At 72.7% G+C, this 21668-nt stretch carries 20 protein-coding genes; 13 read left to right on the top strand and 7 right to left on the bottom strand.

Annotated features, from left to right (window positions below):
- A partial coding sequence (locus AB0O00_RS06315) for a YihY/virulence factor BrkB family protein (protein ID WP_363648943.1) occupies positions 1-1372 on the bottom strand: 1372 nt, incomplete at its 3' end.
- Between the two features lie 342 nt (positions 1373-1714).
- On the opposite strand from AB0O00_RS06315, the gene AB0O00_RS06320 reads away from it, so the two are divergent.
- The 11 genes from AB0O00_RS06320 to AB0O00_RS06370 all read left to right on the top strand — a co-directional run bounded on the left by AB0O00_RS06320 (position 1715) and on the right by AB0O00_RS06370 (position 11507).
- Positions 1715-1798: a putative leader peptide gene (locus AB0O00_RS06320; RefSeq protein WP_310593185.1), complete on the top strand. Its 84-nt coding sequence runs from the start codon at positions 1715-1717 to the stop codon at positions 1796-1798.
- Between the two features lie 197 nt (positions 1799-1995).
- Entirely contained in the window at positions 1996-3720 is a 1725-nt protein-coding gene (locus AB0O00_RS06325; RefSeq protein ID WP_363648944.1) for a nitrite/sulfite reductase, read from the top strand.
- Between the two features lie 64 nt (positions 3721-3784).
- Entirely contained in the window at positions 3785-4000 is a 216-nt protein-coding gene (locus AB0O00_RS06330) for a hypothetical protein (protein ID WP_363648945.1), read from the top strand.
- The gene (locus AB0O00_RS06335; RefSeq protein ID WP_363648946.1) at positions 3981-4682 is read left to right on the top strand and encodes a phosphoadenylyl-sulfate reductase; all 702 of its coding nucleotides are present in this window, start codon (positions 3981-3983) and stop codon (positions 4680-4682) included. Before AB0O00_RS06330 ends, AB0O00_RS06335 begins: the two co-directional genes overlap by 20 nt.
- 55 nt (positions 4683-4737) lie before the next feature.
- Positions 4738-5319, top strand: a complete 582-nt coding sequence (gene cysC, locus AB0O00_RS06340) for an adenylyl-sulfate kinase (RefSeq protein ID WP_363648967.1) — start codon at positions 4738-4740, stop codon at positions 5317-5319.
- The gene (cysD, locus tag AB0O00_RS06345) at positions 5316-6254 is read left to right on the top strand and encodes a sulfate adenylyltransferase subunit CysD (protein ID WP_363648947.1); all 939 of its coding nucleotides are present in this window, start codon (positions 5316-5318) and stop codon (positions 6252-6254) included. The genes cysC and cysD overlap by 4 nt, the downstream gene beginning before the upstream one ends.
- A gap of 2 nt (positions 6255-6256) precedes the next feature.
- Positions 6257-7576, top strand: a complete 1320-nt coding sequence (locus AB0O00_RS06350; protein ID WP_363648948.1) for a GTP-binding protein — start codon at positions 6257-6259, stop codon at positions 7574-7576.
- Between the two features lie 195 nt (positions 7577-7771).
- Complete coding sequence (locus AB0O00_RS06355) at positions 7772-8941, top strand: aliphatic sulfonate ABC transporter substrate-binding protein (protein ID WP_363648949.1); 1170 nt, start codon at positions 7772-7774, stop codon at positions 8939-8941.
- Positions 8942-9080: 139 nt separating this feature from the next.
- Positions 9081-9881 carry an ABC transporter ATP-binding protein gene (locus AB0O00_RS06360; protein ID WP_363648950.1) on the top strand — a complete coding sequence of 267 codons (801 nt, stop codon included), beginning with the start codon at positions 9081-9083 and terminating at the stop codon, positions 9879-9881.
- Entirely contained in the window at positions 9868-10767 is a 900-nt protein-coding gene (locus AB0O00_RS06365; RefSeq protein WP_363648951.1) for an ABC transporter permease, read from the top strand. The genes AB0O00_RS06360 and AB0O00_RS06365 overlap by 14 nt, the downstream gene beginning before the upstream one ends.
- Positions 10768-10778: 11 nt before the next feature.
- Complete coding sequence (locus AB0O00_RS06370) at positions 10779-11507, top strand: sirohydrochlorin chelatase (RefSeq protein WP_363648952.1); 729 nt, start codon at positions 10779-10781, stop codon at positions 11505-11507.
- A gap of 15 nt (positions 11508-11522) precedes the next feature.
- On the opposite strand, the gene AB0O00_RS06375 is transcribed toward AB0O00_RS06370, so the two are convergent.
- The 3 genes from AB0O00_RS06375 to AB0O00_RS06385 all read right to left on the bottom strand — a co-directional run bounded on the left by AB0O00_RS06375 (position 11523) and on the right by AB0O00_RS06385 (position 13243).
- Positions 11523-11933, bottom strand: coding sequence for a PIN domain-containing protein (locus AB0O00_RS06375; protein ID WP_363648953.1), 411 nt, complete (start codon positions 11931-11933; stop codon positions 11523-11525).
- Positions 11930-12151 (bottom strand): type II toxin-antitoxin system VapB family antitoxin, encoded by a 222-nt coding sequence (locus AB0O00_RS06380; RefSeq protein ID WP_363648968.1) that lies wholly within the window; start codon positions 12149-12151, stop codon positions 11930-11932. Before AB0O00_RS06380 ends, AB0O00_RS06375 begins: the two co-directional genes overlap by 4 nt.
- A gap of 81 nt (positions 12152-12232) precedes the next feature.
- Entirely contained in the window at positions 12233-13243 is a 1011-nt protein-coding gene (locus AB0O00_RS06385) for a hypothetical protein (RefSeq protein WP_363648954.1), read from the bottom strand.
- A gap of 124 nt (positions 13244-13367) precedes the next feature.
- On the opposite strand from AB0O00_RS06385, the gene AB0O00_RS06390 reads away from it, so the two are divergent.
- A complete protein-coding gene (locus AB0O00_RS06390; protein WP_363648955.1) occupies positions 13368-14216 on the top strand; it encodes a helix-turn-helix transcriptional regulator in 849 nt (282 codons plus the stop codon).
- Between the two features lie 66 nt (positions 14217-14282).
- Here AB0O00_RS06390 and AB0O00_RS06395 read toward each other — a convergent pair whose 3' ends face one another.
- The 3 genes from AB0O00_RS06395 to AB0O00_RS06405 all read right to left on the bottom strand — a co-directional run bounded on the left by AB0O00_RS06395 (position 14283) and on the right by AB0O00_RS06405 (position 18908).
- Positions 14283-15986, bottom strand: a complete 1704-nt coding sequence (locus AB0O00_RS06395; RefSeq protein ID WP_363648956.1) for a DEAD/DEAH box helicase — start codon at positions 15984-15986, stop codon at positions 14283-14285.
- A 179-nt stretch (positions 15987-16165) separates the two neighbouring features.
- Positions 16166-16369 (bottom strand): cold-shock protein, encoded by a 204-nt coding sequence (locus tag AB0O00_RS06400; RefSeq protein WP_218202470.1) that lies wholly within the window; start codon positions 16367-16369, stop codon positions 16166-16168.
- A 352-nt stretch (positions 16370-16721) separates the two neighbouring features.
- On the bottom strand, positions 16722-18908 hold the full coding sequence (locus AB0O00_RS06405; protein WP_363648957.1) for an MMPL family transporter: 2187 nt from the start codon (positions 18906-18908) through the stop codon (positions 16722-16724).
- Positions 18909-19430: 522 nt separating this feature from the next.
- Here AB0O00_RS06405 and AB0O00_RS06410 point away from each other — a divergent pair.
- Entirely contained in the window at positions 19431-21644 is a 2214-nt protein-coding gene (locus AB0O00_RS06410) for an MMPL family transporter (RefSeq protein WP_363648969.1), read from the top strand.
- Positions 21645-21668 lie beyond the last annotated feature (24 nt).

Genomic DNA, 21668 nt, shown 5'->3' on the forward strand with positions numbered 1-21668 from the left:
ACACCTGGCCGAGGCCGCCGCGAGCCGCGGCACCACGACGGAGGCCGGCACGGTCAACGCACCGGGTGGGGCCGCGGTGAAGGAGCGGGGGGGCCCGGGCGCCTGAGGCCGGGCGCGCGACGGCGGGCGGCGGGGGCGGGGCGGTGGGCCGGTCGCTGTCCGGCGGGGGCGGGGTGGGCCGGTGGTGCGGTCCGCCGCGGGCGGCGAGGCGGCCGCGCACGTTGTCGGCGGCGAGGACGTCGGCCCAGCGCTCGGGGTACTCGGAGGGCACGTCGACGTCCTCGCCGTCCTCCTCGCCCCATTCCTCCTCGGCGCCCTCGGCGAGGCCGAGTTCGCGGGCGCGGCGGGCGCGTTCGGTGGCGCGCCGGACGGCGACCTCGCGGACCATGGCCGCGGCGGCGGCCTCGTGGGCGCGCTCGTTCTCGGCGCGGGCGTCGGCGGTCTCCAGGGTGGGCCAGCGGCGGTCTATGGCGGCGTTCATGGCGGCGCCGATGAGGACGGCGAGCGCCACGACGAAGATCCACAGCAGGACGGCGACGGGCGCGGCCAGCGAGCCGTACACGGAGCCGCCCTCGACGGAGCTGACGAGGTAGAGGCGCAGGGCGACGCTGCAGAAGACGAGGACGACGAGGGCGACGAGCGCGCCGGGGATGTCCTCGCGCCAGGGCGTGGAGACGGGCACGGCGAGGTGGTACAGCGTCGTCAGGGAGACGATCAGCAGGACGATGGAGACGGGCCAGTACGCCGCTCCGACGAGCCCGGCGATGCCCGGCAGGGCGTTCTCGACGAGTCCGGGGCCGGCCATCAGCAGGGGCAGCACGAGGGAGCCGATGACGAGGGCGCCGAGGTAGAGGCCGAGGGACATCAGGCGGGTCTTGACGATGCCGCGTTTGCCGTCGAGCCCGTACATGACGGTGATGGTGTCGATGAAGATGTAGAGCGCCCTGGAGCCGGACCACAGCGACAGCAGGAAGCCGATGGAGATGAGGTCGGGCCGGGCCTGGCCGAAGACCTGGTCGAGCAGCGGCACGACGACCTCGTTGACGGAGGACTCCGAGAGGACCGTCCCGGAGGCCGAGACGATGTCGTGCTTGAGCCGGGCGATGGTGCCGACGTCGATGAACGTGTCGAGGTAGCCGAGGGTCGCGGCGAGGCCGAGGAGCAGCGGCGGGATCGACAGCAGGGTGAAGAAGGCCGCCTCGGCGGCGAGGCCGGTGACCCGGTACTCGACGCAGGTGTTGGTGGTGTCCCGGACCAGTTCCCACGCCGTGCGGCGCCACGTGGCCTGTTTGGCCGCGCGCCGGGAGCCCTTGCCCCGGCGCCGGGAGGGCCGCTCGGGGTGCGGTCTGCTCGTATCGCCTGCTGCTTGCACAGGGGTAACGGTATCGGGCCGGGCCTCACCGGTTGATCGCAGCGGGGCCCCCGGCGTGCGCCCGCCGGTTTCCGGTCGGACAGCGGCGCGGACGGCGGCACGGACAGCGGAACGGACGGCGGCACGGACGCCGGAACGGACAGCGGCGCGGACGCCGGAACGGACGCCAGCGCGGACGCCGCGCGGACGCCGGGGCGAGCGGCAGGCGCATGATGGACCAGCGGCGGCACGGACGCCCGGGCGAGCGGCGCGAACACGCCGACGTCCCGCATTCCGAAACCCCAGCGTCCACCATGCGGACGTTAGTGGACCGCGAGTCGTGCGCCGTGCGAATCTCTTGCCATGCCTAGCGCCGGAACCACCCTGGTAGGTCGACTCCACGTCGATCTCCTTCGCGTGTCCAGCGCCATCTGTCCGGTGACCTGAGCCCCACCCCGCTGCCACCACCGCACCCCGGCGCCACCAGCCCGCCATCCCCGCCGATGCGGATGCGCACGGCGCCCGCCCGGCCCGGTCACTGCCCTCACGGTCCTGAGAATCAGCAGGTCACAGCAGGTCAGCCCGGTCGAGCCCGCCCAGCGACCCACCCGGCGTCAGAGCCACCTGCCCCGAAGGACTTCACCATGGCCACCTCTCCCGAGACCGTCGAGCCCACGGCCGACAGCGCCGCCGCGCGCCGCCCCGCCGCGGCCCGCAAGGTGACCCGCCACCGCGGGGAGGGCCAGTGGGGCATGGGCCACTACACCCCGCTGAACGCCAACGAGCAGTTCAAGAAGGACGACGACGGTCTCAATGTGCGGACACGCATTGAGACGATCTACGCGCACCGCGGCTTCGACTCGATCGACCCCGCCGACCTGCGCGGCCGGATGCGCTGGTGGGGCCTGTACACCCAGCGCAAGGAGGGCATCGACGGCGGCAAGACCGCGATCCTGGAGCCGCACGAGCTCGACGCCGAGTACTTCATGCTGCGCGTGCGCGTCGACGGCGGCCGGCTGACCGTCGCCCAGCTGCGCGCGATCGCCGAGGTCTCCGAGCAGTACGGCCGCAACACCGCCGACCTGACCGACCGCCAGAACGTCCAGTACCACTGGATCCGGATCGAGGACGTCCCGGCGATCTGGCAGAAGCTGGAGGCCGTCGGCCTGTCCACCACCGAGGCCTGCGGCGACACCCCGCGCGTCATCCTCGGCTCCCCGGTGGCCGGCGTCGCCGAGAACGAGATCATCGACGGCACCCCCGCCATCGAGGAGATCCAGCGCCGCTTCATCGGCAACCCGGACTTCTCCAACCTGCCGCGCAAGTTCAAGTCCGCGGTCTCCGGCTCCCCGCTGCTCGACGTCGCGCACGAGATCAACGACATCGCCTTCGTCGGCGTCGTCCACCCCGAGCACGGTCCCGGCTTCGACCTGTGGGTCGGCGGCGGCCTGTCCACCAACCCGCGGCTCGGCGTGCGCCTCGGTGCGTGGGTCCCGCTGGAGGACGTGGCCGACGTCTACGGCGGCGTCATCGGCATCTTCCGCGACTACGGCTACCGCCGCCTGCGCAACCGCGCCCGCCTGAAGTTCCTCGTCGCCGACTGGGGCGCGGAGAAGTTCCGCCGGGTGCTGGAGGACGAGTACCTGAAGCGCCCGCTGACCGACGGCCCCGCGCCCGCCGAGCCGGTCGGCCGCTGGCGCGACCACGTCGGCGTCCACAAGCAGAAGGACGGCCGGTTCTACGTCGGCTTCGCCCCGCGCGTCGGCCGGGTGGACGGCAAGCTGCTCGGCCAGATCGCCGACCTCGCCGAGGCCCACGGCAGCGACCGGGTGCGCACCACCGCCGAGCAGAAGATGCTGATCCTCGACATCGCCGAGGACCGCGTCGAATCGCTGGTGGCCGGCCTGGAGGCGCTCGACCTTCGGGTCACGCCGTCGCCGTTCCGCCGCGGCACGATGGCCTGCACCGGCATCGAGTACTGCAAGCTCGCGATCGTCGAGACCAAGGAGCGCGGGCGCACCCTGATCGACGAGCTCGAGGAGCGCCTGCCGCAGTTCGCCGAGCCGCTGACCATCAACATCAACGGCTGCCCGAACGCCTGCGCCCGCATCCAGGTCGCCGACATCGGCCTCAAGGGCCAGCTGGTCACCGACGAGCACGGCGACCAGGTCGAGGGCTACCAGGTGCACCTGGGCGGCGCGCTGGGCCTGGAGGCCGGCTTCGGCCGCAAGGTCCGCGGCCTCAAGGTCACCAGCGCGGGCCTGCCCGACTACGTCGAGCGCCTCCTGACCCGCTACCAGGCCGACCGCACCGAGGGCGAGCGCTTCGCCCAGTGGGCGGCCCGCGCCACCGAGGAGCAGCTGTCGTGAGCGAGCGAACCAATTCAGTGGGGCGTTGTGAGCGAAGCGAACGCCGAGCGAAGCGAGGTGGGCAATGAGTGAGCGTGCCGCACCCTTTTTCTGCCCCTACTGCGGGGACGAGGACCTGCGTCCCTCCGAGGCCGGGCACGGCGCCTGGGAATGCCATGGCTGCCGCCGGGCCTTCCAGTTGAAGTTCCTCGGCCTGCTGTCTCCGGCCGCCGCGGGGAGACCGGCCGCCGCGGGGAGACCGACCGAAGGGGGAGACGCAGTTGACCAGCGCAACGACTGACTACGAGGCGCTCGCGACCGCCGCCGGCCGCGACCTGGAGGAGGCGACCCCGCAGGAGATCCTGCGCTGGGCCGCCGACACCTTCGGCAAGCGGTTCTGCGTCACCTCCTCCATGGAGGACGCGGTCGTCGCCCACCTCGCCTCCTCGGTGTTCCCCGGCGTGGACGTGGTGTTCCTGGACACCGGCTACCACTTCGCCGAGACCATCGGCACCCGGGACGCGGTCGCCGCGACGATGCCGGTCAACGTCATCACGCTCACGCCGCTGCGCACCGTCGCCGAGCAGGACGCCGAGTACGGGCCGAACCTGCACGACCGCGACCCGGACCTGTGCTGCGCGCTGCGCAAGGTCGAGCCGCTGAACCGCGGCCTCGGCGCGTACGACGCCTGGGCGACGGGCCTGCGCCGCGACGAGTCGCCGACCCGGGCGAACACCCCGGTGGTGTCGTGGGACCCGAAGCGCCGCAAGGTCAAGCTCGCCCCGATCGCCCGGTGGACGCAGGAGGACGTGGACGCCTACGTCGCCGCGAACGGGGTACTGCTCAACCCGCTGCTGTGGGAGGGCTACACCTCGATCGGCTGCTCGCCGCTGTCCTGCACCCGCAAGCCCGCCGAGGGCGAGGACGCCCGGGCCGGCCGCTGGTCCGGCTCCGGCAAGACCGAGTGCGGCATCCACCTCTGAACCGAACGACCGTCAACCGACCCGAAGGACTCAAACCGTGACGACAGCCGACACCTTGGCCGCCAACGGAGCCGCAGAGGCGGCCCGCGCGGCCGCCCCCTGCGAGCGCGGCGCCACCGTGTGGCTGACCGGGCTGCCGAGCGCGGGCAAGACCACCCTCGCCTTCGCCCTGGCCGAGCGGCTGCGCGCCGAGGGCCACAAGGTCGAGGTCCTGGACGGCGACGAGATCCGCGAGTTCCTCTCCAAGGGCCTCGGCTTCTCCCGCGAGGACCGGCACACCAACGTCACCCGGATCGGCTTCGTCGCCGAGAAGCTCGCCGCCAACGGCGTCAAGGTGCTCGCCCCGGTGATCGCCCCGTTCGCCGACGCGCGCGCCGCCGTCCGCGAGCGCCACGCCGCCGCCGGCACCGAGTTCCTGGAGATCCACGTCGCCACCCCGGTCGAGCTGTGCGCCGAACGCGACGTCAAGGGCCTGTACGCCAAGCAGGCCGCCGGGCAGCTCTCCGGCCTCACCGGCGTCGACGACCCGTACGAGGCCCCGGAGCACCCGGAGCTGCGCCTCCAGACGCAGGGCCGCGCGGTCGCCGAGTCCGCCGCCGAGCTGCACGCCTTCCTCACCGAGAGGGGTCTCGCATGACCACCGTGACCCAGAACGAGGTCCACACCGACGACAACCCCTTCGCGCTGTCCCACCTGGACGCGCTGGAGGCCGAGTCGGTGCACATCTTCCGCGAGGTCGCGGGGGAGTTCGAACGCCCGGTGATCCTCTTCTCCGGCGGCAAGGACTCCATCGTCATGCTGCACCTGGCGCTCAAGGCGTTCCGCCCCGCCGCCATCCCCTTCTCGCTCCTGCACGTCGACACCGGGCACAACTTCCCCGAGGTCATCGCCTACCGCGACCGCGTCGTCGCCGAGCACAACCTGCGCCTGCACGTCGCCCACGTCCAGGACTTCATCGACCGCGGCGTCCTGCGCGAGCGCCCCGACGGCACCCGCAACCCGCTGCAGACCGTCCCGCTGCTCGACGCGATCGAGACCAACCGCTTCGACGCCGTCTTCGGCGGCGGGCGCCGCGACGAGGAGAAGGCCCGCGCCAAGGAGCGCGTCTTCTCCCTGCGCGACGAGTTCGGCGCCTGGGACCCCCGCCGCCAGCGCCCCGAGCTGTGGTCGCTCTACAACGGCCGGCACGCCGTCGGCGAGCACGTGCGCGTCTTCCCGCTCTCCAACTGGACCGAGCTCGACGTGTGGCAGTACATCGAGCGCGAGGGCATCGACCTGCCGGAGATCTACTACGCCCACGAGCGCGACGTCTTCGCCCGCAGTGGCATGTGGCTCACCGCCGGCGAGTGGGGCGGGCCCCGCGAGGACGAGCCCGTCCAGCGGCGCCTGATCCGCTACCGCACCGTCGGCGACATGTCCTGCACCGGCGCCGTCGACTCCGACGCCACCACGATCGAGGCCGTGATCGCCGAGATCGCCGCCAGCCGCCTCACCGAGCGCGGCGCGACGCGGGCCGACGACAAGCTGTCCGAGGCCGCGATGGAAGACCGCAAGCGCGAGGGGTACTTCTAGCCATGACCAGCACTACCCAAGAAGCCACCGCCACGTCGCTGCTGCGCTTCGCCACCGCCGGCTCCGTCGACGACGGCAAGTCCACCCTCGTCGGCCGCCTCCTGCACGACTCCAAGTCCGTGCTCGCCGACCAGCTGGAGGCCGTCGAGCGCGTCTCGCTCGGCCGCGGGCAGGCCGCGCCCGACCTCGCGCTGCTCACCGACGGCCTGCGCGCCGAGCGCGAGCAGGGCATCACCATCGACGTCGCCTACCGCTACTTCGCCACCCCCCGGCGCCGGTTCATCCTCGCCGACACCCCGGGCCACGTGCAGTACACGCGGAACATGGTCACCGGCGCGTCCACCGCCGAGCTCGCCGTCGTCCTCGTCGACGCCCGCAACGGCGTCGTCGAGCAGACCCGCCGGCACGCCGCCGTCGCCGCCCTGCTGCGCGTGCCGCACGTCGTCCTCGCGGTCAACAAGATGGACCTCGTCGACTACGCCGAGCCCGTCTTCGCCGCCATCGCCGCCGAGTTCACCGCCTACGCGGCCTCCCTCGGCGTCAAGGACGTCCTCGCCGTGCCGATCTCGGCCCTCGCCGGCGACAACGTCGTCGAGCCGTCCGCCCACATGGACTGGTACGGCGGCCCGACCCTGCTGGAGCACCTGGAGACCGTCCCGGTCGGCAGCGACCCGAGCGCCGAGCCCGCCCGCTTCCCCGTCCAGTACGTCATCCGCCCGCAGACCGAGGAGCACCCCGACTACCGCGGCTACGCCGGCCAGCTCGCCTCCGGCGTGCTGCGCGTCGGCGACGCCGTCACCGTGCTGCCCTCCGGCCACACCACCACCGTCGCCGGCATCGACGCGCTCGGCGAGGAGACGGACATCGCCTGGGCCCCCCAGTCGGTCACCGTCCGCCTCGCCGACGACATCGACATCTCCCGCGGCGACCTCATCGCCGCGGGCCCGGCCCCCGTCCCCACCAAGGACATCGAGGCCACCGTCAGCCACCTCAACGAGCGCCCGCTGCGCGCCGGGGACAAGGTGCTGCTCAAGCACACCACCCGCACCGTCCGCGCGCTCGTCAAGGAGATCTCCTACCGGATCGACATCGACACGCTCGAACAGCGTTCCGGCGCCGACGGCCTGAACGTCAACGACATCGGCCACGTGGTGCTGCGCACCGCCGAGCCGCTGGCGCTCGACACCTACTCCGACAACCGCCGCACCGGATCGTTCCTGCTGATCGACCCGGCCGACGGCACCACCCTCACCGCCGGCATGGCGGGCGAGGCCTTCGACACCGTACGCGCCACGGAAGCCGCAGAGGAGGACTGGGTCTGATGCCCAGCGAGGCGTTCTCGGGCATGGACAAGGAAGGCGGCCGCATCGGCAGCGGCGTCCTCGGCAGCGGCCAGGGCGGACTGACCCGATGTGTGGGCCGACAGCGCTGAATTGCGATCCTCGGCCGCCCGGAGAGGCGACCGCCACGTCCACCCGAGACCGCTTCCTGACGGTCCGTCACCTACAGGACTCATCATGGCCCAGAACCCGACGTTCCTGCATACCCTGACACGCCCCAACGCCGCCCGGATCAGACGCGCCGCCGCGGCCGCCGTCGCCGGCCTGAGCGCCATCGCCCTGCTGTCGGCCTGCGGCTACGGCTCCAAGGCCGAGGGCACGTCCTCCGCCGGCTCCGCCAACTCGGCCGCCGCCTCCGGCGGTTCGGCCTCCGGCGGCAAGCTCTCCGCCGACACGGTCAAGATCGGCTACTTCGCCAACCTGACCCACGGCACCGCCCTGGTCGGCCTCCAGGAGGGCCTCTTCCAGAAGGAGCTCGGCGCCACCCAGATCAAGACCCAGGTCTTCAACGCGGGCCCGGCCGAGATCGAGGCGCTCAACGCCGGCTCCATCGACATCGGCTGGATCGGCCCCTCCCCCGCGATCAACGGCTACACCAAGTCCGACGGCAAGTCGCTGAGGATCATCGGCGGTTCGGCCTCCGGCGGGGTCAAGCTGGTCGTCAACCCGGACAAGGTCTCCTCCCTCGACGACCTCAAGGGCAAGAAGATCGCCACCCCGCAGCTGGGCAACACCCAGGACGTGGCGCTGCTCAACTACCTGGCCGGCAAGGGCTACAAGGTCGACCCGAGCTCCGGCGCCGGGGACGTCTCGGTGGTGCGCACCGACAACAAGGTCACCCCCGACGCCTACAAGCAGGGCTCCATCGACGGCGCCTGGGTGCCCGAGCCCACCGCCTCCAAGCTGGTCACGCTCGGCGCGAAGGTCCTGCTCAACGAGAAGGACGTCTGGCCGGACAAGAAGTTCGTGATCACCAACATCATCGTCTCGCAGAAGTTCCTCAAGGAGCACCCGGACGTGGTGGAGGCCGTGCTGCGCGGCTCGGTGAACGCCAACGCCTTCATCAAGGCCAACCCGGACAAGGCCAAGGCCGACGCCAACGAGGCCATCAAGAAGGACTCCGGCAACGCGCTGGAGCCGGCGATCCTCGACCCGGCCTGGGCGGACATCGACTTCCTGGACGACCCGCTGGCCGGCACCCTGCAGGCCGAGGCCGACCACGCGGTGACCGCCGGGCTGCTCAAGAAGCCCAGCCTGAACGGGATCTACGACCTCAGCCTGCTGAACAAGGTGCTCGCGGCCAAGGGCCAGGCCCCCGTGGCGGACGCCGGACTCGGCACCAAGTAGCGCCGCAGCCCCCGAAGTTCCGCGGTCCGGACCCCCGCCCGCCCGGTCGATCCCCGATCGATGCCCACCGGAGGGCGGGGCCGGACCCCGGCTCCAAGCCCCTTGCCCCAGCCAGACCACTCACGCAGGAGGTGCCCGGATGACCTCGGCACTGACCACCTCGGCGGACGCCCCCGCCGCCGGCGCCGCGCCCGCGCCCGCCGTCCGGATCTCGCACGTGCACAAGTCCTTCGGCCGCCCCGGCGCGCAGACCCACGTCCTGGACGACATCACCCTCGACGTGGCGCCCGGCGAGTTCGTCACGCTGCTCGGCGCCTCGGGCTGCGGCAAGTCGACCCTGCTCAACCTCGTCGCCGGCCTCGACAAGCCCACCCGCGGCAGCATCGAGGTGCCCGGCGCCCGGCCGGCGCTGATGTTCCAGGAGCACGCGCTGTTCCCCTGGCTCACCGCCGGGCGCAACATCGAACTCGCCCTCAAGCTCGCCGGCGTCCCCCGCCCCGAGCGGCGCGCCGAGGCCGAGCGGCTCCTCGAACTCGTGCGCCTGCGCGGCTCCTACGGCAAGCGCGTGCACGAGCTGTCCGGCGGCATGCGCCAGCGCGTGGCGATGGCCCGCGCCCTCGCCCAGGGCAGCAAGGTGCTGCTGATGGACGAGCCGTTCGCCGCGCTCGACGCCATCACCCGCGACGTCCTGCACGACGAGATCACCCGGATCTGGGCCGAGCGGCAGCTGTCCGTCCTGTTCGTCACCCACAACGTGCGCGAGGCCGTCCGCCTCGCCCAGCGCGTCGTGCTGCTCTCCTCCCGCCCCGGCCGCATCGCCCGCGAGTGGCACATCGACCTGCCGCAGCCGCGGCGCATCGAGTCCGCCGGCGTCGCCGACCTGTCCATCGAGATCACCGAAGAACTGCGTGGGGAGATCCGTCGCCATGGCCAGCACTGACACCGCCCCCCTCCGGGAACAGACCCCGGCCGACACCGCCGACGTCGGCGCCGGCCTCGACGCGCTCGACGCCGTCTCCGCCCAGCGCAGCTCGCTCGGCGAGGTGCTGCGGCAGAAGGCGCTGCCGCCGCTGCTTGGCGTCCTCGTCGTGCTCGCGCTGTGGCAGGGCGCGTACAGCCTGCACCTCACCTCGTCCTACAAGCTGCCCAGCCCGCTGGACGTGTGGCACTCCGCGCAGGACCTCTGGTACCAGGGCACGCTGTTCTCGATCATCTGGACGAGCGTGTGGCGCGGCCTGTCCGGCTTCCTGCTCGCCGTCGTCATCGGCACCCCGGTCGGCCTGGTCGTCGCCCGCGTCAAGCCGGTGCGCACCGCGATCGGCCCGGTGCTGCAGGGCCTGCAGTCGCTGCCGTCGGTCGCGTGGGTGCCGGCCGCGGTGATCTGGCTCGGCATCAACGACTCGATGATGTACGCCGTCATCCTGCTCGGCGCCGTGCCCTCCATCGCCAACGGCCTCGTCGCCGGGATCGACCAGGTGCCGCCGCTGTTCCTGCGCGCCGGGCGCACCATCGGCGCCACCGGCCTCACCGGCGCCCGGCACGTGCTGCTGCCCGCCGCGCTGCCCGGGTACCTGGCCGGGCTCAAGCAGGGCTGGGCGTTCTCCTGGCGCTCGCTGATGGCCGCCGAGCTCGTCGCCTCCTCCCCCGACCTGGGCCTGGGCCTGGGCCGGTACCTGGAGAACCAGCGCGAGTTCTCCGACATGGCCGGGGTGCTGCTCGGCATCCTCCTGATCCTGTTCGTCGGCATCGCCATCGAGCTGCTCGTGTTCACCCCGGTCGAGCGCCGGGTGCTGCGCAACCGCGGCCTGCTGGCCGCCGCGAAGTAGGGACGCACCGCATGACCGCCCTCCTCCTGATCGCCCACGGCAGCCGCGACCCGCGGCACGCCGCGACGGTGGCCGCCCTCGTCGAGCGGGTGCGGGCGCAGCGCCCCGGGCTCGACGTCGCGACGGCGTACCTGGACCACTGCGCGCCGCGGATCCCGCAGGTGGTCGGGCGGCTGGGGGCGGCGGTGGCGGTGCCGCTCCTGCTGAACCGGGCGTTCCACGCCAAGCACGACATCCCGGCGGCCCTGCGCGCGGCGGGCGCGGGCCTGCCGGCGGCGGACGTCCTCGGGCCGTCGCCGCTGCTGCTCGCCGCGCTCGACCGGCGGCTGGCGGAGGCGGGCCTGGACGTGTCGTCGGCGGCCGTGCGGGCCCGTACGGGCGTGGTGCTCGCGGCGGCGGGCTCCTCCGACCCGTCGGCCGGCGCCGCCACCCGGGCGGTCGCCGCCGAGTGGCGGCGCACCCGCGGCTGGGCCGCCGTCGAGGTCGCGTACGCGGCCGGGACGGGCCCGCGCGTGCCCGAGGCCCTGGCCGCCGTCCGGAGGTCGGGCGCCCGGCAGACCGCCGTGTCCCCCTACCTGCTGGCCCCCGGCCGCCTCCCCGACCGCATCACGGAAGCGGCAGCGGAGGCCGACACCCTGGCCACCGTCCTGGGCGCAGCCCCCGAACTGGCGACCCTCCTGCTGGACCGCTACGACGAGGCGCTGGCGGCCGGCCTGGCAGCTCCGGCCCTCACCGCCTGAGCCTGCGCCCGCGGCTCAGGCGTGGTCCAGAACGCTGTGCTCGCGGAGATCAGCGGTGTGCCGCGCCACCGTGCGGTAGTCCGCATCGTCATGGAGAACCGTGAGCCCGTGATGTGCGGCCGTCGCCGCGATCATCAGGTCGACCGCCGAGGCACTGCGGTGGTGCCCGGCGAGGGCCATCCGCCGCTGCACGGTGTCAATCCAACGTCCCGCGCCCTTCGGAACCGACACATCCGGGTAGAGGTGGGCGAACATCTCGGAGATCTCGTCGTACTCCTGGCCGTTGCGTGCGCTGTAGAGGAACTCGGCACGCTGCGGATAGCACGACGCGATCGACCCCGCGTCGATCGCGTCGTACCAGGCGGCCTGTAACTTCGGTTCGCGAAGGAGCCGGAACAGTGCCGAGGTGTCGAGGAGATAGATCACCGAGCGTCCTTCTCGGCCTGGTGCAGCCGCTCGGCGTGCTCGACGGCTCCCCAGTGTCGGGCCCGCTCGAAGTGCATGGCGATACGAGCCGCGCGCTCCTGCTGCTCGGCGTAGAAGCGCAGAGCCAGGTTGACCGCGTCCTTCTTGGTCCGTACCCCGGCAAGGGCCATCGCGCGTGCCAGTGCGTCTTCATCGATGTCGATCTGCGTCACGGACATCCGGCACCTCCGTCGGCCGATGTTGGTGATGTCCATAGCATTGTATCGCTCCAACATCGATCGACGCAGGAAGTAGAGGCCTCAGAGCCTCCGCAGGGTGAAGGTGTCCGCCGGGTGGCCGGTGATGGCGTCGGCGAGGCCGGCGGAGAGCTGGTAGAGGTGGCCGTCGGGGCCCGGGGTGACGGCGGTGGGGGTGGGGTCGGCGGAGGGGCGGACGGTGACGAGGCGGGCGGTGGTCCAGTGGTCGTCGGAGCGCAGTTCGACCTCCGCGTCGTGGCCGGAGCCGAAGAACGCGTTGGTGACGCCCGCGATGCCGCCGTCCAGGCGGGTGGTCAGGCCGTCGAGGTGGAGCAGCGACGCGGGGTCTCCGCCGGTGAGCTCGATCTGCCGCACCGCCGCCGGGTCGTTCAGCGGCACCTGCCACAGCGTGCCGTCGTCCCACTTGCCGACGACGAGCCGTCCGTCGCGAAGGACGATGCCGTTGAGGCCGTAGCCGCCGGGCCGCGGGGCGAGGCGGTCGTCGCGGACGAGGACGGAGGCGCTGCCGTCGGGGCCGACGCGGTAGACGACCGGGGCGAAGGAGTCGGTGACGTAGGCGGTGCCGTCGGGTCCAACGGCGATGTCGTTGGCGAGGTGGGGGCCGCCGTCGGCGGCGACGGCGGCGAGGTCGACGTAGAAGAGGCGCCGGCCGGTCCGGAGGTCGTAGGCGCCGAGGCCGGCGATCCTGCCGGTGGTGGCGCTGCTGCTGCGTTCGCTCACGCCGTTGTCGAGGTTGGTGACGAGGACGCGGCCACGGGCGGCGTCGACCCGCAGTCCGGCGACCTCCAGCAGTGTGCCGGGGTCGTCGACGAGGGTGCGGACGGAGCCGTCGGTCCGCACCTCGGAGACGGTGCCGTGGCGCAGCGAGCCGACGAGGAAGCGGTGGTGGCCGTGGTCCCAGACGACGCTCTCGGGGACGAGCGTGTCGGCGTGCCCGGTGATGACGGCCGGGGCGCGGCCCCCGTGGGCTGCAGCGGGGACCACGCCGGCGGTGCCGACGAGCAGGACGGTGGCGGCGGCGACCAGGCCACGGCGGAGCTGACGGTGGTTCATCGGGATTCCCTTGGACGTGCGATCCGTTGACGTGATCAAGCCTCGCGCGAGCGTCCGGGGCGCGGCAGTGCGTGGCGATACTGGTAGTCCGACTACCAGTGAAGTACCAGGGAGGGCGGGGGACATGAGCGAGGCCCAGGAGCGCCGGGCGGAGCTGGCGGGCTTTCTGCGCAGCCGGCGGGCCCGGCTGGCGCCGCAGGACGTCGGGCTGGCGCCGGGGGTGCGGCGGCGGACGCCGGGGCTGCGGCGGGAGGAGCTGGCGCTGCTGGCCGGGGTGGGGGTGACGTGGTACACGTGGCTTGAGCAGGGGCGGGCGATCAATCCGTCGCCGGAGGTGCTGGGGAGCCTGGCGCGGACGCTGCGGCTGGACCGGGCGGAGACGGCGTACCTGTTCCGGCTGGCGGGCAGTGCGCCGCTGGACGGCGAGGTGGAGGTGCCCGCGGAGGTGCCGGTGGCGCTGTTGCGGCTGATGCACGCGCAGTGGCCGGCGCCGGCGTTCCTGATGGACGTCAACTGGGACGTGCGGGCGTGGAATCCGGGGGCGGACGCGCTGTTCGCGCTGTCGTCGGGGCCGCCGGAGCGGTGCAACCTGGCGTGGGTAGTGTTCGGGAACGCCGTGCACCGGGCGCGGGTGGTGGACTGGGAGGTCCACGCGCGGCGTTTCCTGGCGCAGTTGCGCTCGGCGTACGCGGAGCGGGGCGGTGAGGCGACGGCGGCGGGGCGGCGGCTGGCGCGGCTGATCGCGCAGGTGCGGGAGTCGTACCCGGAGACGGTGCGCTGGCTGGACGAGCACCGGGTGGAGGAGCGCGGCGGGGCCCGGAAGGTGCTGTGGCACGAGGAGTTGGGCGCGCTGCGGATCGACCAGCACGTGCTGCAGGTGCCCGGCGGGCTGCAGTTGGTGGTCCTGTCGCCGCAGGACGCGGAGACGGACGAGCGGCTGCGGCTGCTGGCGCCGGTGGCGGCCACAGCCTGACGACAGCCGGAACGGCGAAGGGCGCCCCTCGGAATCCCGGGGGGCGCCCTTTCACGCGCGCGTGCGTCAGTCGAACTTGCGGCGCTGGCGGCCCGTCCCGTAGTTGGAGCCGGACTTGGCGCCGCTGCCCGGCTTGGCACGGCCGGCGGAGCGGCCGATGAAGCCGGCCGCCTGGGGGCGCTCGCCCTGGGCGGCGGTGCCCGCGCCCATGCGCTGCTTGGGGCGGGGGCGGCGCGGGTTGCCGTTCATGTCGACGTCGGTGGGCAGCCCCGAGCGCTTGCCGGGGCGGCGGCGCGGGGCGCCCTTGCCCTCGGCCTTGGGCTTGGCGTCGGCCGCCTCGGCGGCGGGCACCGGGACGGCGAGGGTGACCGCGACGCCGCTCGGGGTGCGGGCGCCGGTGATCTTGGCGAGGTCGGCGTCGCCGGGGCGGACCTTGGTGACGGTCGGGCGGATGCCGGCGACCGTCATCAGCCGGTTGACCTCGCGGCGCTGCTCGGGCAGGACGAGGGTGACGACCGTCCCGGACTCGCCGGCCCGGGCGGTGCGCCCGCCGCGGTGCAGGTAGTCCTTGTGGTCGACCGGCGGGTCGACGTTGACGACGAGGTCGAGGCCGTCGATGTGGATGCCGCGGGCGGCGACGTTGGTGGCGATCAGCGCGGTGACGTGACCGTCGCGGAACTGGTCGAGGACGCGGTTGCGCTGCGGCTGGGACTTGCCGCCGTGCAGGGCCGCGGCCTTGACGCCGTTGGCGAGCAGCTGCTTGGCGAGCCGGTCGGCGCCGTGCTTGGTGTGCACGAACATGATCAGGCGCCCGTCGCGGGAGGCGATGTGGGCGGTGGTGGACGCCTTGTCGGCCGGGTCGAGCTGCAGGACGTGGTGGTCCATGGTGCTGACCGCGCCGGCCGAGGGGTCGACGGAGTGGGTGACCGGGTCGCTGAGGAAGCGCTTGACCAGGCGGTCGACGTTGCGGTCGAGGGTGGCGGAGAACAGCATCCGCTGCCCGCCCTCGGCGACCTGCTCCAGCAGCTTGGTGACCTGCGGCAGGAAGCCCATGTCGGCCATCTGGTCGGCCTCGTCGAGGACGGTGATCGCGACGTCGGAGAGGTTGATGTCACCGCGGCCGATCAGGTCGTCGAGCCGGCCGGGGGTCGCAACGAGGACCTCGGTGCCGCGGCGGACGGCGTTGGCCTGGCGGCCGATCGACATGCCGCCGACGACGGTGGTGATCCGCAGGTTGACGGCGGTGGCGTAGGGGGTGAGCGCCTCGGTGACCTGCTGGGCGAGCTCGCGGGTGGGCACCAGCACGAGCGCGAGCGGGTGCCGGGCGTCCGCGCGGCGCCCGGCGGTGCGGGCGAGCAGCGGCAGGCCGAAGGCGAGGGTCTTGCCGGAGCCGGTGCGGCCGCGGCCGAGCACGTCACGTCCGGCAATCGAGTCGGGCAGCGTGGCGCCCTGGATCGGGAACGGCTCGGTGACGCCCTCGCGGGCGAGCGCGGCCAGGATCGACTTGGGCAGGTCGAGCTCGGCGAAGGTGGCCGCCGGGGGCCGCGACGGGGTGCCCTGGACGACGGTGAAGTCGGCGGGCGCGGCGGCGGTGGCGCGGGAGGTCTTGGGGGCGCGGGATCCGGCGGTGCGGGATCCGGCGGCGGGGCCGGCGCCGTTACGGCTGCGCGGCTTGCGCGAGCGCGGGGCGCCCTCGCCGCGGGTGCCCTCGGTGCGGGCGGCGTCGGTGCGGGCGGCGCGGTCGCGCGGCGTGCGGGCAGGGGTGGTCATCGGTTCTCCGTCCGTCGGTCGGCGGCAGCCCGCGGTGCGGGCTGGTCGGCCGTCGGTGGGAGGTCCGCCGCCCCGGCCGTATGGCGGCTGTACCGCCGTGCGGCGGCATGCGCGAGGGCCCGCACCGAGCGGTGCGGGCCCCCGCTACGCGAGATCGCGAGTCAGCTCGGGGGCTGGACTCAGATGACGCGGATGTTCTCGGCCTGCGGGCCCTTCTGGCCCTGGGTCACGTCGAACTCGACCTGCTGGCCCTCGACGAGCTCACGGAAGCCCTGAGCAACGATGTTCGAGTAGTGGGCGAACACGTCCGGGCCGCCCTCGGCCTGCTCGATGAAGCCGAAGCCCTTCTCGCTGTTGAACCACTTCACGGTGCCGGTAGCCATAACCGTCTCCTCTAAAACTGGGGCATCAGGGATCCACACCGCGTGAACCCCTAAGTAGCCGCGATCCCCATCCGGAGACTGAAACACCGGACAAAACAAATGCGCCTGTTGGTTGGGACCAGCAGGCGCACACAAGCGTTCATGGGAACCAAAACTGCAACTGATTCGACTGTAGCACGGAGACACCCCGATTGACCGGGGGATTTTGTGCCCTGGAGATCACGTTTGCGGGCCCGGGGAAACGGGCAGGCGGCGCCCCGCCGAAGCGGGACGCCGCCTGTGGACCGCCGGGGGCGGACCGCCGGGACCGATCCCGGTGGGCCGGATCACCCGGCCGGAGGAGCGGGCCGGCTCAGCGCCGCCCGGCCGGCTCCGGCACGCCGTGCGCACCCTGGGCCGGCACCGGGGCGCCGCCGTGGCCGCCGCCGTCCCCGTGGCCCGGCCACCAGGCGCGGTGGCCCAGCAGCGCGGTGAGCGCGGGGGTGAAGAACATCGCCATCACGAAGGCCGCGATGATGATGCCGATGGCGATCGAGAAGCCCATCTCGCTCATCATCGTGTTGCCGGCCAGCAGCATGGTGCCGAAGGTGGCGGCCAGGATGAAACCGGCCGCGGCCACCGTCGGACCGCCGTGGCGGATGGCCTGGCTCGCCGCCTCGCGGGGGTCGCGGCCCTCGCGCGCCTCCTCGCGCAGACGGGCGATCATCAGGATGTTGTAGTCGGTGCCGATCGCGACCACGAACAGGTAGATCAGGATCGGCAGCATGAACATCAGACCGGCCTCGCCCTTGATGTTCTGGAACACCAGGGTGGTGGCGCCCAGGGTGGCACCGAAGCCGAGGCCGACCGAGGCCATCAGGTACCAGGGGGCGACCACGCTGCGCAGCAGCAGGCCGAGGATGATCATGATCAGCACCGCGGCGATCGGGAAGACCAGGCTGTAGTCGTGCGCCATCGCCGTGTTGATGTCCTTCAGCACGGAGGTGGTGCCGGAGACGTAGGCCTTGGTACCGGCGGGCGCCTGGTCGTGGGCGACGGTGCGGACCCTGCCGATGGTGTCGATGGCCTTGTTGGTGGTCGACTCGTCCTTCAGCACGACGGTGACGTCGACGGTCGTGCCGTCCTTGCTGATGCCGCGCTCCGGGCTCGGCATCGCGGCGCCGGCCACGCCGTCGACCTTGCCGAGGTCGTTCACGTAGCCCTGGAGGCCGGCGAGGTCGATCTTGCCGCCGTTCTCACTGGTGACGAGGATGTGAGCGGGGTCGGCGGCGCCGGCCGAGTAGGCCTTGATCATGGCGTCCTGGACGACCATCGACTCCGCGTCCTTCGGCATGGAGCTGCCGGCCATGTCGAAGGTGCCCTTGTAGCCGAGGGCGGCGAGCGCGAGGCCGACCATCACCAGGCCGGAGACCAGCGCGGCGACGGCCGGGCGGCGGCCCACGCCGCGGCCGATGGCGGCGAAGCGGGCGTTCGAGGGCTCGCGCTGCCAGGCCTTGGAGGGCCAGAACAGGACCTTCTCGGGGATCAGGCAGATGATCGCGGGCACCAGGGTGACCGAAGCGATCGCGGTGACGGCGACGGCGATGGCCAGCGCCGGGCCGAGCGCCTTGAACATGCCGAGGCTGGACAGGACGAGCACGGCGAAGGCGACCACGACGGCGCCGGCGGCGGAGGTGATGGCCTCGCCGACCCGGCCGACCGCGTTGGCCACGGCCTCCTTGCGGTCGTCCCCGGCGCGCAGCCGCTCGCGGTAACGGAACATCAGGAACAGGAAGTAGTCGGTGCCGACGCCGAAGAGCACCACGGTGAGGATCTGCGACATCGAGGTGTCGGCCTTGAGGCCGAACCAGTCGCTCGCGAAGCCGATGAGACCGTTGGCGACCATGGAGTAGACGAGCACCGACACGACCGGCAGCAGCGCGACGAGCGGGCTGCGGAAGATGATCCCGAGCGTGAGCAGGATGATCACGACCGTGCCGAGGCCGATCAGCACGCCGGCCATCTTGCTGGAGTCCTTCTGGTCCAGGGTGGTCGCGGCCTCGCCGCCGACCTGGTACTTCAGGTTGGTGCCGGCGGCGAGCTCCTTGCCGTCGTCACGCAGCTTCTTGGCGGCGTCGGTGTACTCGTCCGACTGATGCTTGCTCTTGTCGATGGCGACCAGCGCCATCGCGTACTTGTGGTCCTTGGAGTAGGAGTGCATCTGCTCCGAGACCGGGAGGACCTGCTCGACCAGCGGGATCTGCTTGTCGGCCAGCCCCTTGGTGATCTTGTCCATGGCGGCCTGGTCGTTCGCGTCCAGCGCGCCCCCGTCGGCGCGCTCGAAGAGCAGCAGCGCGGACGGCGACTTGTCGGACGGGAAGGCCTTCTGCTGCAGCTGCATGGCCTGGATGGACTCGTAGTGCTTGGGCAGGAAGTCCGCCTGGTCGGTGCTCGCGGTGAGCACGGGAGCGGACCCGATGATCGCGGCGGCCGCGACGACCCACGCCGCGATCACCCACCAGGCGCGGCGGACGACGAAGTGTCCTAGTCGGTGGAACATGCTCGTGATGCCTCCTGGGCATGGTTCACCGCAGCCCTTGGGGACGGGACGCCGGGCGACGGCAGGACCGGCCGGGGGCGCGCGCGGGCGCCCCCTTACCGGTCGGCAGGTAAGTTGGTCTGGAGACTCATCCTACGAGTACTTGCTTGCCGCCCGGCAAGTGGTTTTCGCAGGCCGCCCCCGTTGAGGCCCCCCGTGTCCGCGGCCCCGCACCAGTCTGACTGGTCCGCATACCCATTGACCTCGTGCTCCGGGTGGAGACTGCTCCCCCTCAGGGTGGAGCTTGCCCCTACCCCCGGGGAGGAGGGATCAGGGTCGGAAGGTAGGGAAAACCCCACCCCCGCCCCGAGGCGAGCACCAGGGGCGCCTACCCCGCCAGCCGGATTCCGGGCCGACTCCCGCTTCCCTACCGTCGTCCACGGCGCCGGAACGCACCCCGGCGCCCGGCGGCCGGGGGCCGCCGCCCACCCGGCGCACGACCGCCGCTCTCCCAGGGGGAAGTCCGTGAAGACCAGGCTCGGCATGGCCGCCGCGATGGGCGCCTGGAGCGCCCGGCACAGAAAGACCGCCGTCTTCGGCTGGCTGGTGTTCGTCGTGCTCGCCGCCGTCCTCGGCGGGATGCACGGCAGCACCAAGGTGGGCCGCGACGAATCGGTGCCCGGGCAGGTGTCCCGGGCCGCGCGGATCCTCGACGACGCGGGCCTCACGACCCCGGCGGGCGAGACCGTCCTGGTCCAGAGCCCGGAACTGTCCGCGGACGCCCCCGCGTTCCGGGCCGCCGTCGCCCAGGTGATCGCCGCGGTCGACGCCACCGGCAAGGCCGCCGCCGTCCGCTCCCCGTACGACACCAGGGCCGTGTCCGCGGACGGCCACTCCGTGCTCGTCCAGGTCACGCTCAAGGGCGACCGGGAGGAGGCCGTCACCAACGTCCCCGCCGTCATGGCCGCCGTGGCCGGCGTCCAGGGGCAGCACCCCGAGCTGACCGTCGTCGAGCTCGGCGAGGCGAGCTCCGGCAAGTGGATCCAGGACCAGTTCGCCGACGACTTCACCCGCGCCGAGTGGACGGCCGTCCCGCTCGCCCTCGGCATCCTCCTGGTCGCCTTCGGCGCGCTGGTCGCCGCCGTCCTGCCGGTCGTGCTCGCGCTCACCGCGTTCGTCGCGGCCGGCGGCCTGGTCGCCCTCGGCAGCGGGCTCCTGCACACCAGCGACGACGCGAGCTCGGTGATGCTCCTGGTCGGCCTCGCGGTCGGCGTCGACTACTGCCTCTTCTACCTGCGCCGCGAACGCGAGGAGCGGGCCGCCGGACGGGACCTCGCGAGCGCGCTCACCATCGCCGCCGCCACCAGCGGCCGGGCCGTGCTGGTCTCCGGCGTAACCGTCGTCGTCGCCATGGCCGGCATGTTCCTCACCGGCATCGCCGACTTCCGGGCGATGGCCTTCGGCACCATCGTCGTCGTGATCACCGCCGTGCTCGGCTCGCTGACCGTGCTGCCCGCGCTGCTGTCGATGCTCGGCGACCGCGTCGCGAAGGGCCGGGTGCCGTTCCTCGCCAAGCTCCGCCGGCCGGGCCCCAACACGGGCGGGCGCTTCTGGAACGCCGTCCTCACGCCGGTGCTGCGCCGGCCGCTGGCCGCCACCCTGCTGGCCGGGGCGTTCCTGCTCGCACTGGCCGCGCCGCTGCTCACCATGCACACCGCCAACCTGACCTTCCAGCAGCAACTCCCCCGCGGCAACGCCCTCGTGACCGCCTCGCAGAAGATCGAGGCCGCGTTCCCCGGCAGCCCCGCCCCCGCGACCGTCGTCATCAAGGCCACCGACATCTCCTCCCCCGCGATGACCGCCGCGATCGCCGACCTCAAGGCGAGGGCCCTCGCGAGCGGCCGGATGCACGGCCCGGTGGACGTCACCGTGCACCGCGAGCAGAACGTCGCCACCGTCGACATCCCCCTCGACGGCAGCGGCAACGACGCCACCAGCAACGCCGCGCTCAAGGCCCTGCGCGAGGACCTCGTGCCCGCCACCGTCCTCAAGGTGCCCGGCACCGAGGCGCCCGTCACCGGGCAGACCGCCGGATCGCACGACTTCAACGCGAAGATGACCGGCTCGCTGCCCGCCGTGTTCGGCTTCGTCGTCGCCTTCGCCTTCCTCCTGATGCTCACCTCCTTCCGCTCGCTCGCCGTCGCCGCGACCGCCGTCGCGCTCAACCTGCTCTCGGTGGGCGCCGCGTACGGGGTGCTGACGCTGGTCTTCCAGCACGGCGTCGGGGCCTCGCTGCTCGGCACCGCCGGGGTCGGCGCGGTGGAGTCCTGGGTGCCGCTATTCCTCTTCGTGATCCTCTTCGGCCTCTCGATGGACTACCACGTCTTCGTGGTCTCCCGGATCAAGGAGGGCCGCGACCGCGGCCTGCCGACCCGGGCCGCGATCGCCCACGGCATCCGCTCCACGGCCGGGGTCGTCACCAGCGCCGCGGTGATCATGGTGGCGGTGTTCGCGGTCTTCGGCACCCTCTCCATGCAGGCGATGAAGCAGATGGGCGTCGGCCTCGCCGTCGCCGTCCTGATCGACGCCACCGTGATCCGCGCGGTCCTGCTGCCCGCGGTGATGACCCTGCTCGGCGAGCGCAACTGGTACCTGCCGCGCTGGCTCGGCTGGCTCCCGGACCTCTCGCACGGCGAGCCCTTCCCGCCCGTCGGCAGCGCCGCGCCGGCCCCGCACCGCCACCGGGTCGAGGTCTGACGCACCTGTGACCCACGCCGGGCT

This window comes from Kitasatospora sp. NPDC093558 (genome assembly GCF_040683475.1).
Taxonomy (GTDB): Bacteria; Actinomycetota; Actinomycetes; order Streptomycetales; family Streptomycetaceae; genus Kitasatospora.

Coding starts and splice junctions, on each gene's coding strand:
- AB0O00_RS06410 (WP_363648969.1), top strand. CDS start 19,431: ATGGCCGCCGCGATGGGCGCCTGGAGCGCCCGGCACAGAAAGACCGCC.
- AB0O00_RS06355 (WP_363648949.1), top strand. CDS start 7,772: ATGGCCCAGAACCCGACGTTCCTGCATACCCTGACACGCCCCAACGCC.
- AB0O00_RS06405 (WP_363648957.1), bottom strand. CDS start 18,908: ATGTTCCACCGACTAGGACACTTCGTCGTCCGCCGCGCCTGGTGGGTG.
- AB0O00_RS06395 (WP_363648956.1), bottom strand. CDS start 15,986: ATGACCACCCCTGCCCGCACGCCGCGCGACCGCGCCGCCCGCACCGAC.
- AB0O00_RS06380 (WP_363648968.1), bottom strand. CDS start 12,151: ATGTCCGTGACGCAGATCGACATCGATGAAGACGCACTGGCACGCGCG.
- AB0O00_RS06325 (WP_363648944.1), top strand. CDS start 1,996: ATGGCCACCTCTCCCGAGACCGTCGAGCCCACGGCCGACAGCGCCGCC.
- AB0O00_RS06370 (WP_363648952.1), top strand. CDS start 10,779: ATGACCGCCCTCCTCCTGATCGCCCACGGCAGCCGCGACCCGCGGCAC.
- cysD (WP_363648947.1), top strand. CDS start 5,316: ATGACCACCGTGACCCAGAACGAGGTCCACACCGACGACAACCCCTTC.
- AB0O00_RS06400 (WP_218202470.1), bottom strand. CDS start 16,369: ATGGCTACCGGCACCGTGAAGTGGTTCAACAGCGAGAAGGGCTTCGGC.
- AB0O00_RS06390 (WP_363648955.1), top strand. CDS start 13,368: ATGAGCGAGGCCCAGGAGCGCCGGGCGGAGCTGGCGGGCTTTCTGCGC.
- AB0O00_RS06385 (WP_363648954.1), bottom strand. CDS start 13,243: ATGAACCACCGTCAGCTCCGCCGTGGCCTGGTCGCCGCCGCCACCGTC.
- AB0O00_RS06360 (WP_363648950.1), top strand. CDS start 9,081: ATGACCTCGGCACTGACCACCTCGGCGGACGCCCCCGCCGCCGGCGCC.
- AB0O00_RS06365 (WP_363648951.1), top strand. CDS start 9,868: ATGGCCAGCACTGACACCGCCCCCCTCCGGGAACAGACCCCGGCCGAC.
- AB0O00_RS06330 (WP_363648945.1), top strand. CDS start 3,785: ATGAGTGAGCGTGCCGCACCCTTTTTCTGCCCCTACTGCGGGGACGAG.
- AB0O00_RS06320 (WP_310593185.1), top strand. CDS start 1,715: ATGCCTAGCGCCGGAACCACCCTGGTAGGTCGACTCCACGTCGATCTC.
- AB0O00_RS06350 (WP_363648948.1), top strand. CDS start 6,257: ATGACCAGCACTACCCAAGAAGCCACCGCCACGTCGCTGCTGCGCTTC.